Below are 9,905 nucleotides of genomic sequence, written 5' to 3'. Positions count from 1 at the left end.
CAGGCACCGGCGCTTCGATTGCGGTCTCGCGGAAGGCGCGCTCGAGCTCGTCGAGCGAGACTTCGCCCGGACGCAACGGACGCTCCAGGGTCTGCTCGATCAGCGCGCCGGTGGTCATCGCTTTGGCCGGCGCAGGCGCGGCGGCCGAGGCTTCCGGCACCAAAGGCGGGGCATCGGCGACGGGAGCTGCGCTGGCGCCTGCTGCCATGGCCGCCATGCCCTGCTCGACCATCGCTTCCAGCTTGTCGATCAGGTCGCGGTCGTTACCTTCCGGCTCGGCTTCGCTCGCCTCCAGCCCCGCCAGAATCTCCTTGATGCGGTCGATCGAGGACAGGATCACCGTCACCGCCTGCCCGGTCACCGGCATGCCGTCACGGAATTTGCCCATCAAGGTCTCGCCGGCATGGGCCAGCGCTTCCAGCCGCGGCAGGCCGAGGAAACCGCAGGTGCCCTTGATGGTGTGGACCAGGCGGAAGATGTTATCCAGGATCTTGGCGTTGTTCGGCTCCTGCTCGAACTTCACCAATTGATTGTCAACGGTGTCCAAGCTCTCGCTGGTCTCCGTCAAAAACTCCCGCAACAGATCATCCATGAAAAACAGGCCTTCATACAGGAAGGGCGCGCACGAGGCGTGATGCGCCATTTCGGAATGGGGCCAGCTTCACCGCAAAGCGTTTAATATTGGTTGAGTATGTGCAAAAGAACGGAACCAACAAAGAGATAAGGCGCTCCGGACAAGCCGAAGCGCCTCGTCAAGTTTGGATTAATATTCCGAGCGCGAAAGGGCGCGTTTACGAAGCGGTAACGGTGATGGCTTCGCCTTCCGGCGCGAGCTTCACGGTGAGCCCGCAGGCCTGCGCCAACAGCCGCGTATAATAAGGCTGGATCGCATGCGCATCCGCGGCAGGCCCGCGCTCGCCGCTCAGGAGCTCGGAGATGTTCTGCGGCAGGCGCGCATTGTGTCCCGTCGCGGTGATGCGGAAGCTCATCGTCTCGCCCTCGCCGATCGGATCGACCGTCAGCATGCCGCCGCGCGGGATCGTGTGCTGGGCAACCACCAGCATGTTGAGCAGGAGCTTGACGCGATTCTTCGGCAGCAGCAGCCGCGGCAGATTCCAGGTGATCGAGCACTTGCCGTCCTCGATATGGCCGCGCGCCATGGTCTGGGCATCACCGAGATCGATCTGTGCGCCGGAGGAGCCGGCGGCGCCGAAGGCAAGGCGGCAGAACTGGAGCCGGGCCGAGGCCGTCTTGGCGCTCTTGCGAATGAGGTCGAGCGCGAACTCGCGGTCCTCGGGCTTCGGATCGTCGTCGAGCACTTCGAGCCCGTTGACGATGGCGCCGACGGGGCTGATGAGATCGTGGCAGACCCGCGAGCACAACAGCGCTGCGAGTTCGAGCATATCGGGAGCAGTAGCGGTCGCGGGCGACGAGGCGTCAGACATATAATGGGGTCCTGGAGGGTTCCTGGAATGCACGGCGCTGGAGCCGCGAATCACGCATGCTTGACGGATGCTGCGGGTTCTAACATTCGCATGGCCGCGGCAGCTAGCTTGCGATCGATGAGAAGTGGCCATAAAGCCCCAACCGAATCAATCGGGGCGAATCAGTCGAGAAGGACGAAATTGCCGATGAATGAGGCATCCAGGTGAAGCGGATCATCGACGGCGCGGCCGCAACCGGCCTGATGGAGCCGCTCACCGCACTGGTGGTGAAGGCAGGCGAAGCGATCCTCGCCGTCAACCGTGCGGCGATGCGGGTCGAGGGCAAGCAGGACGGCTCGCCAGTCACCGAGGCCGACCTTGCCGCCGACCGCATCATTGCGGAGGGACTGGCGCAGCTTGCGGCCGACGTGCCGACCCTGTCGGAAGAACGGACCCAGTTCGCCTCGCCGCCGTTTCAGGGCAGCTTCTTCCTGATCGATCCGCTCGACGGCACCAAGGAATTCGTTGCCGGCCGCGACGAATTCACCGTCAACCTCGCCCTGGTGACTGAAGGCGTGCCGCTGCTCGGCATCGTCTCCGCGCCCGCGCTCGGCCTGCTCTGGCGCGGCGTCATCGGCCGCGGCGCCGAGCGCGTGAGCTTCGAGGGCACGACCATCGGCGCGCCCGAGCCAATTCACACCCGCAAGTTTCCGGCGCAGGGCGCGCCCTGGATCGCGGCGGTGAGCCGCTCGCACGGCGATCCGAGGAGCGAGGCGTTCATCGATGCCAGACCCGATGCCGTTCGAAAGACAGTCGGCTCGGCCGTGAAATTCGGCCGGATCGCGGAAGGCAGCGCCGACATCTATCCCCGCTTCGGACCGACCTCGGAATGGGACGTCGGGGCCGGCGCGGCGGTGGTAACCGCGGCCGGCGGCAGGGTGACCGACGGCAAGGGCGGCGAGCTCCGCTTCGGCCAGCGCAGCGACAGCGGCTTCATCATCCCGGAGTTCATTGCCTGGGGCGACCCGCAGGCGGTAGATCGCTCCTGACCCCTTGTTACTGGCCAAGCTCATCTTGGAGGGCGGGCCAGCGCTTGCCGACCTCATAGAGAAAGCGCTCCGGGTTGGTGACGAAGGCGTCGCGATTGGCTTCCCGGCTGAACAGATAGAGCCGCTGCGCCACGATCGCGAAGAAGCGGGGATTGCCGGCGACGACGACGCCGCGGGCGATATCGGCCGGATCATAGCCGCCGAATTGTGGTCCGTAGATTTCGGGATGGGACAGGAAGGAGGCCCGGTTGCCCTCGTTTCGAAAGCGCCAGACCGCGCCCCAGAGGTTCGCCTCGAACTGCGCCGTCCCTCGCACAGCCGCGCCATCGACGAAATAGGCGACGGGATCGAAGCCCTCGACGGCGACGCCGCTGAAGCGGTTGACGACGATCCGCTCGGTGGTGGCTGCCTCTGCGGGCAACCTCGGGCAGATGATCCAAATGCCCGCCAGCAGGCAGACGAGGCAAACGCGGCGGCCGATCAAGGCAATTCCGGGGCGCAAAGGGCTATCTTCCTGCCGTTGTGCCGTCATAGTTGCTGCGGATAACATCCGAGTCGAGGGGACATCCGGCGTAACCTAGAGCCGTGCCTGTTGGCGTCAGGTTAAGGAAGCGATCGGTTTCGATACCAGGGGTTCTTTTATGACTTTCGCATCACGCCTTGCTGCGCTCGCGCTCGCCGCGATGATCGGCTGGATCGTGCCGGCCTCCGCCCAGCAGGCGCCCCCGCCCAACCTGCCGCCGCCGCAGCGCGCCCCGACGCCCAACACCTATGGGCCGGACGAGCTCGTGACTGCGGGCCACCGCTTCTTCGGCAACGTCTCGCGCGGGCTCGCCTCGATCATCGAGAAAGCGGTCAGCCAATGGGGTCTGCCGAACGGCTACATTCTGGGTGAGGAAGGTTCCGGCGCTTTCGTCGCCGGCCTGCGCTACGGCGAAGGCACGCTCTACACCAAGAACGCCGGCGATCTGCGCGTCTATTGGCAGGGCCCCTCGCTCGGCTTCGATTGGGGCGGCGACGGCGCCCGCACCATGACGCTCGTCTATAACCTGCCCGCCACCAACGCGATCTACCAGCGCTTCGCCGGCCTCGACGGCTCGGCCTATATCATCGGCGGCTTCGGCATGACGGCGCTCACCGCCAACAACATCGTGCTGGTGCCGATCCGGTCCGGCCTCGGCCTGCGGCTCGGAGCCAATATCGGCTATCTCAAATTCACGCCGAATGCGACCTGGAACCCGTTCTAGGTCTCTTCTCCCAACTGGGTACGGATCAAGGTTAACGACAGAGCGGGGCTGGCTTTTTGCCGGCGCGCCATGCCATTGTCGTTGGTAAATTTTTCCTTAGCTCTGGGAGTTCTGGCCCATGGTCGAACCGATCATGTACCTGGCGATCGGTTTCCTGCTCTCGATGCTGTGCGGGCTTGCCATCGTGCCGCTGGTGCACAACCGCGCGGTGCGCCTGACCACGCGCCGGCTCGAGGCCGCCACCCCGCTCTCGATGGCCGAGATCCAGGCCGACAAGGACCAGCTCCGCGCCGAATTCGCCATGTCGGCGCGGCGGCTCGAGATGAGCGTCGAGCAGCTCAAGAACAAGACCACGAGCCAGCTCGCCGAACTCGGCAAGAAGAGCGACGCCATCAACCGCATGAAGATCGAGTTAGGGGAGAAGAACGCCACGATCTTCGCGCTGGAGGCGCGCGAGAGGGCGGTGAAGGAGCAGCTTCGCGCCACTGAGGAGGAGTTCAACGCCAAGACCGAGGCGCTGCGCGCCGCCGGGATTGCGCTGGCTGACAAGCAGGCCGAGCTTGCAAAGATCAACTCTGAATTGTCGGACCGCTCGATGATGGCGGAGAGCCGCCAGGTCGAGCTGGTCGCCGTGCGCGCGCAGATCGAGGAATTGAAGAACCGCGTCGGCGATGCCGAAAAGGAGTTTGCCGCGACGCAAGTGCGCCTGGCGCAGGAGCGGACCGAATCCGAGACCGCCTCGCGCGAACTCGCGGATGCCCGGGGCCGCGTCGAGAATCTGAGCCAGCGTGTCACCGAGCTCGATCGCCAGCTCATCGTGCAGGTCAAGGAGGCCGAGATGCTGTCGAGCCGCGTCGCCGACCTCGAGGGGCGCCTTGCCACCCAAGGCAAGCTGCTCGCCGAGCGCGACTATGAGAACAACCAGCTGCGCCAGGCCAACGAGAGCAATGAGCGCATCATCAAGGAGCTGCGCGTCGAGATCGCCGCCTTGAGCGGCGGCAAGTCGTCGGCCCCGTTCGAAGCGCTGCGCGCGGAAAAGACCGCGCTGGAGGAGCAGCTCCGCAGCGCGCGTGACGAGCGCGCCAGACTCCAGCGCGACATCAACGCGATCCAGCAGCAGGCGGAAAGCTCCTGGGCGACCGAGCGGATGGAGAACGCGCTGCTGCGCGAGCGCATCAACGACATCGCCGCCGAGGTCGCCAAGCTGGCGATGCAGCTCGAAGGCCCGAACTCGCCGATCGAGGCGCTGCTCGCGGCCGACGCCAGCCAGCCGGCCAAGCCGGCACCGCGCCCGGCCAACGATGCTGTGACCAACGGCGCGGCCACGGCCACCCTGCCCGAGGGCGGTGGAACGCTCGCCGAGCGCATCCGCGCCCTCCAGGCCCACGCCTCCCGCGCCCGCCAGCAGGGCGCCTAACCGGGCCGAAACCCGGCCTACCAGCGAATGGCATGGCTTGCGATAGGTTTTCCGGCCCTACGGCGCCTTGAAACTTGACACCTTCGGCCCGCACTTCTAAATCGCGGGCTCCAATGTGCCGGCCGGCCGCAAGTCCGGCCGCCTGCATGATGGTCCCGGGCGCATAGCTCAGCGGGAGAGCGTTCCCTTCACACGGGAGAGGTCCAAGGTTCGATCCCTTGTGCGCCCACCATTAATGCCTTGGAATCAGCCACTTAGCGACGCGGTTCTCCGAGTATGTGCCCCAAAAAAGCTGGGGCACAACAAGGGCACGAAGCGAGCAATGATGGCGCGACGGCCTCGGAGCGGCTCGGCTGCTCATCGTGCGACCGTCCGATGTTCTCGCCACCCAACCGATGTAGGCGACCTCGTTTGTCTCGATGCGCTCTTGTCTGCGACGTTCCTGCACTGTTTCTCTCTGCCTTTAGTGCTTCTCAGGCGGTGAGCGATCACTCTGCCGAGCAGCAGGACTTCGGCTGCGCGCCTAAAGAAAATCCCGCCAGCCACATAGGGCTGACGGGTTCTCGTTTGCCAGTGCGTATCCGCGGTACTCGTCACCCATCCGCGATGGCGCATCGTGCAGCCATAACGGTTGACGTTGGATTACCGCTCACGATCTTAGCGGCTTCGTTCGACGTCGTCCGTAAGACCGATGGCGACGGCAGACAAGTTGAAAGTATACACTTTCCGCCCCTCAAAAACCTCACCGAGCGGCGACGCAGGCCGCCGCGTAGTAGCTCGAAGCTCTTCAGAATCATGGACAGTCTCTGATTTGCGTTTGGGTTCTGCGAGCGCACGCAGCTGGCTGACCTCATCGGCCCGGATCTTCACTCGGGGGTCCCGGTGCCAGACATCTCGAATGCGGTTTTCGGACCAACTATCGAGCCTGCGGCTTAATCTGCGAAGCACAGCCTTCAGCGACTCGCCGGCATCGCTCGCCGGCCAACTTTCGCAGAAGGTCTGCGGCCTCGAGCAGAAGATGAAGCCAAGCCGGGCGCGACTGGCCCAGCTGATCGCTCGCCGCAGAAATGTCCGGGCCATAAAGGTCCTCGTCGAGGCGGACTGCACTGGCGGAGGTGCTCAATGCCGACGCGACCAGGCACGAAACACCATGTGCCCATTTCGATTTTAAAAATGTGATCCTCAACAGAGCGAGGACGTGGTGGCGAGCTTCAGGCGGATCGGCAGTCCGTCTGGATGGGGAAGCGTGTGGGCGCTCGACTGGATGAGGATTGTCTCCAATTGGAGACAAAATTACCGAGGGGATCGTCAGCCATACCGCGATCACCGGCATCCTAAGTACCTCGCAGATTATCGATTCCTAGTAGCTCGGTCGGAGAGCAAGCTACTGCGTGTCGTGGGCATGGAAACGAAGAACCCGATTCGCTGCGGGGCGTTTTTGCCCGCCCGCCTCCGATGTGCACGCCACCGGGATTTTACTTCCGCAACTATCTAATAACTATGAAGAATCCCGCCCGTCTTTGACCGCGAGTGTTGCAAGCCGGCTACAGCAACGTAGAGGCGAACGACGTACTCTTAATCGGGCACGGAGCCAAACGCATCCGATTCATTGAACTCGTATTTCTGGGGAGACACTCGCATGAAAAGGCTTTTAGCGGCTGCAGCCGGAACACTAACTCTGGGGCTGGTCGCTCCCGCCAGTGCGGCGGATCTGGCCGCGCGGCCATATACGAAGGCGCCTCCGATGATTGCTGCTGTTTACGACTGGAGCGGCTTTTACATCGGCATCAACGGCGGCGGCGGTTCAAGCCACAAGTGCTGGGATTTTGTGGATGCAGCCGGCATTTTCGGTGTCCCAGGCGCTCTGGTCGGCGAGGGTTGCCACAATGCTGTCGGGGGCACGGTCGGTGGTCAGATTGGCTATCGCTGGCAGTCGGCAAATTGGGTGTTCGGTTTCGAAGGCCAAGGCAACTGGGCTGACTTCAGAGGCGACAACACGAGCTTGGCGTTTGGCACTGATCGCAATCGCTCTCGCATCGACTCTTTTGGTCTGATTACCGGGCAGGTCGGTTACGCATGGAACAATGTTTTGTTCTACGTCAAGGGCGGCGCCGCGGTCGTCGGCGACAAGTATGATGTGTTTGATATTCCGACTGGCGCGCTCTTGTCGTCGGCGCGTGAAACCCGTTGGGGTGGCACCGTTGGCGCGGGCCTCGAGTATGGCTTTGCTCCGAACTGGTCGGTTGGCATCGAGTACAACCACATCTTCCTGGGCGATCGCACGATCGACTTCACCACGCCGGCTGGAGCCTTCGCAGGTAGCGACCGCATCCGCCAAGACGTTGACATGGGCTTGGTCCGCCTGAACTACAAGTTCGGCGGTCCGACGATCGCGAGGTACTGAGCAGCTTCATAAAAGAACAGGGGCCGGCTCTTAGAGCCGGCCATCTTCTTTGGAAGGCTCGAATGACAAAGACCTTCAGGCCAAACGTCCCTTCGCAGCTCGCCGTTGAGCTCAACGAGGCACTCGCTTCGGGTGAACCTCACACAATTTGCGGAGTATCGGGCAGGCACTCAGACAATTCAACATTTCAGAACTCTCAAAAAAAAACTGGACTGCAGCGTACAAGCATCTATCGCGCGTTCGGCGACCAACGGCTTCCGAATTTTTCAACAATTCTCAGTGTGCTCACCGCCATGGGCTTGCAGATCAAACTAGTTCCACGCACTGGCGGCAAGGGAGCGTCTAGGACATGATCAGGGCTCTCCAAAACAAGTTCAATCTCGACTGACGCGAGCCCGTTTCGGGAGAGCAAAAGCCCCGCCGGTTCGCGCTAGCGGGCCTGTGTGCTAGCAACTTGGCGTGCCGCGCGGATCGTGCGGAACGTCGCGGCACCGGCCGCAGGAGCTGTCATAAGGTAGCACCTGCGGCCTACATATCCGCGGGGGCTCGGACGCCGCCGCACCTGATGGAAGCCCGTTGTTCTCGTTTTGCGGAATGTTCTCATGCTGCCTCGGGTACTGGCCTGTTTCCGAGCACGGTGGCCTAGTTTGAAAATCACAGTGGCCTGATTTGAGGAACCGGCCCGGAACTTTCGCGTTTGAATTGCCGGTTACGTCATGGAGGAAGGCCATGGGAGCGCGCCGCCGATTTAGCCAGTCTTCGCCCTTGGAAGAACGACTTGCCGAAGAAGCGAAAAGCCTACGCGAGCAAGCCAAGAAGCTCCCGCATGGACCGCAGCGGGAAGCCTTACTGCGTAGAGCCCGACAAAACGAGGTTGGCGCTCACATGACCGAATGGCTTATGTCGCCCGGCTTGCAGCCGCCGGAGTAAAGCGTAAGATTCAGGTGATTTGCGAAACCAAATGGGGGGCAGCGTGACGGCGCCAGACCTCGTTTTCATAATCACCATGGTTGGATTGGGCGCTCTATCCACGGTCCTCGCGTATATGCTGGTGCTGAGCCTCTAAGGCGCCCGTAAATCTCCGAAATGGACAGAGAGTAACGCCGCCTCAGTTGGCGGGCCTGTTCTGCGGGTGCAGGTTCGCGCTGGCGGGCCTATCACCTCGTGCTCAAAGGTGACGCCCTCGGGATCGTTCTCATCGAGCCATGCCTGCGCAACCTCTTCGGTCGCGAAGACCTTCAGAACCTCGCCCTGATCGTAAATCCAAACGGTCATAATTCGCGCTCCGGGACGTCCGCTCTTGGTCTTGGATGCACGCGCGCGTCAACCAGGACCTCCGTGATGGCGTCGCGGAGGCTGTCCCGATCAAGGATCTGGATTTCAATGGTGGTTGCCGCGTCGCGCTCGCGCGTGAGATAGTCGGCCAGCGCCTTCATGGTGTCGTCGTAGCTCTGCTCGATCTGCTCGGCGGGGTGAGGCGAGCCATCTTCACGATCCTCCCGCGCTGGACTTCTTCTCCTCTTGCCGCTTCCATTTTTGGAGATAGCCCATGCGCGATCTGGCACTGAACCGAAGAAGGCACTTCTCAGGGTTTGAGAATCGGCGATAGCGCCTATCGCGGAGATCTCGCAGGAAATCGCAAAGGCTGGCTCGCGCGAAGCACGACGGAAGTCGGCAGTGACGGCTCCGGAATAGGGGACGTGGAAAAGGTTTGCGACCGGATCGTGAACTGACAGAAACCGCTGAGTCTGACGGGACGATTTAAGCCGCTTTATGATCCGCTCGCGTCGCGGGGTCGGCGGGTGAGAATTCTCAGCGCGGTGGTTGAGAGCTTTGTGGTGGCGATGGTCGATCGGTGTGAAAGCCCATCTCGCCCTTGGGTTGGTACGTGATCATGACGCGCGGCGGCGTGGCGCCGAATTTCAAGGCCTTCTTGAATAAGCCGCTGCGCAGCGCGCGAGTCTCTTCGGCGCTGGATTAAGACCTCGAGAACTAGCCCTTTCTGGTCAACAGCGCGCCAGAGCCAATGTTGTTCGGCCGCGTCGAGATAGCGATTTCGTTCAGATGCCATTTGTCGCCGCGCGCGGAGCGCGCTGGCGGATCCAAAAGGAGAACGCCTTGCCGAATTGGTTCCCCGCTGGCGCACGGTTTAATAGGTCACGACAATGCCGCGCGCCGCCAGCATTTCCTCGACAATGCGCGAGCTTAAGGAAACGGGAAATACATCCAAACGGCATAGCAGATCACTTCCGGTGGGAAACCATGACGGCGAGAAAGAACCCCGGGAGGTTGGCATGCCGCTCGTCTGCCCGCTCGGCCGCTCCAATTCGTTAATTTGACCGTGCCTTCTGCCCTCAACCCTCG

At 62.5% G+C, this 9,905-nt stretch carries 9 protein-coding genes, 1 tRNA gene and 1 pseudogene; 6 read left to right on the top strand and 5 right to left on the bottom strand.

The annotated features are described in order from the left end of the window. Together IVA96_RS18775 and IVA96_RS18770 are read right to left on the bottom strand one after the other, a co-directional pair. A partial coding sequence (locus tag IVA96_RS18775; protein WP_247418595.1) for an Hpt domain-containing protein occupies nucleotides 1–592 on the bottom strand: 592 nt, incomplete at its 3' end. 199 nt (nucleotides 593–791) lie between these two features. Next, on the bottom strand, nucleotides 792–1,445 hold the full coding sequence (locus IVA96_RS18770; protein WP_247418593.1) for a histidine phosphotransferase family protein: 654 nt from the start codon (nucleotides 1,443–1,445) through the stop codon (nucleotides 792–794). Nucleotides 1,446–1,648: 203 nt separating this feature from the next. Here IVA96_RS18770 and IVA96_RS18765 point away from each other — a divergent pair, with 203 nt between their 5' ends. Next, a complete protein-coding gene (locus IVA96_RS18765; protein WP_247418592.1) occupies nucleotides 1,649–2,473 on the top strand; it encodes a 3'(2'),5'-bisphosphate nucleotidase CysQ in 825 nt (274 codons plus the stop codon). Nucleotides 2,474–2,480: 7 nt separating this feature from the next. On the opposite strand, the gene IVA96_RS18760 is transcribed toward IVA96_RS18765, so the two are convergent. Beyond that, nucleotides 2,481–2,975 (bottom strand): YHS domain-containing (seleno)protein, encoded by a 495-nt coding sequence (locus tag IVA96_RS18760; RefSeq protein ID WP_247418591.1) that lies wholly within the window; start codon nucleotides 2,973–2,975, stop codon nucleotides 2,481–2,483. A gap of 139 nt (nucleotides 2,976–3,114) precedes the next feature. On the opposite strand from IVA96_RS18760, the gene IVA96_RS18755 reads away from it, so the two are divergent. The 5 genes from IVA96_RS18755 (at nucleotide 3,115) to IVA96_RS35825 (ending at nucleotide 7,894) form a co-directional block, all read left to right on the top strand. Then, entirely contained in the window at nucleotides 3,115–3,720 is a 606-nt protein-coding gene (locus IVA96_RS18755; RefSeq protein ID WP_247275792.1) for a DUF1134 domain-containing protein, read from the top strand. A gap of 118 nt (nucleotides 3,721–3,838) precedes the next feature. Further along, nucleotides 3,839–5,137 carry a hypothetical protein gene (locus tag IVA96_RS18750; RefSeq protein WP_247418590.1) on the top strand — a complete coding sequence of 433 codons (1,299 nt, stop codon included), beginning with the start codon at nucleotides 3,839–3,841 and terminating at the stop codon, nucleotides 5,135–5,137. A gap of 157 nt (nucleotides 5,138–5,294) precedes the next feature. Then, nucleotides 5,295–5,369, top strand: a tRNA-Val gene (locus tag IVA96_RS18745). A gap of 1,407 nt (nucleotides 5,370–6,776) precedes the next feature. Beyond that, a complete protein-coding gene (locus tag IVA96_RS18740; protein ID WP_247275794.1) occupies nucleotides 6,777–7,541 on the top strand; it encodes an outer membrane beta-barrel protein in 765 nt (254 codons plus the stop codon). A 62-nt stretch (nucleotides 7,542–7,603) separates the two neighbouring features. Further along, nucleotides 7,604–7,894, top strand: coding sequence for a putative addiction module antidote protein (locus tag IVA96_RS35825; RefSeq protein WP_247458913.1), 291 nt, complete (start codon nucleotides 7,604–7,606; stop codon nucleotides 7,892–7,894). Between the two features lie 918 nt (nucleotides 7,895–8,812). On the opposite strand, the gene IVA96_RS18730 is transcribed toward IVA96_RS35825, so the two are convergent. Beyond that, nucleotides 8,813–8,977, bottom strand: a complete 165-nt coding sequence (locus IVA96_RS18730) for a hypothetical protein (protein ID WP_247418597.1) — start codon at nucleotides 8,975–8,977, stop codon at nucleotides 8,813–8,815. Nucleotides 8,978–9,097: 120 nt separating this feature from the next. After that, a pseudogene (locus IVA96_RS18725) lies at nucleotides 9,098–9,767 on the bottom strand (DDE-type integrase/transposase/recombinase); the annotation flags it as partial. Nucleotides 9,768–9,905: the final 138 nt, after the last annotated feature.

Source organism: Bradyrhizobium sp. 159 (assembly GCF_023073795.1).
In the GTDB taxonomy this organism is placed as follows: domain Bacteria; phylum Pseudomonadota; class Alphaproteobacteria; order Rhizobiales; family Xanthobacteraceae; genus Bradyrhizobium.
Note: the sequence above shows the minus strand (reverse complement) of the source record. Positions and strands in the feature narration are given on the sequence as shown.

Excerpts from the sequence above, each read along its gene's own strand:
- IVA96_RS18770 (WP_247418593.1), bottom strand. The coding sequence starts at position 1,445 with ATGTCTGACGCCTCGTCGCCCGCGACCGCTACTGCTCCCGATATGCTC.
- IVA96_RS18755 (WP_247275792.1), top strand. The coding sequence starts at position 3,115 with ATGACTTTCGCATCACGCCTTGCTGCGCTCGCGCTCGCCGCGATGATC.
- IVA96_RS18750 (WP_247418590.1), top strand. The coding sequence starts at position 3,839 with ATGGTCGAACCGATCATGTACCTGGCGATCGGTTTCCTGCTCTCGATG.
- IVA96_RS18740 (WP_247275794.1), top strand. The coding sequence starts at position 6,777 with ATGAAAAGGCTTTTAGCGGCTGCAGCCGGAACACTAACTCTGGGGCTG.
- IVA96_RS35825 (WP_247458913.1), top strand. The coding sequence starts at position 7,604 with ATGACAAAGACCTTCAGGCCAAACGTCCCTTCGCAGCTCGCCGTTGAG.
- IVA96_RS18730 (WP_247418597.1), bottom strand. The coding sequence starts at position 8,977 with ATGAAGGCGCTGGCCGACTATCTCACGCGCGAGCGCGACGCGGCAACC.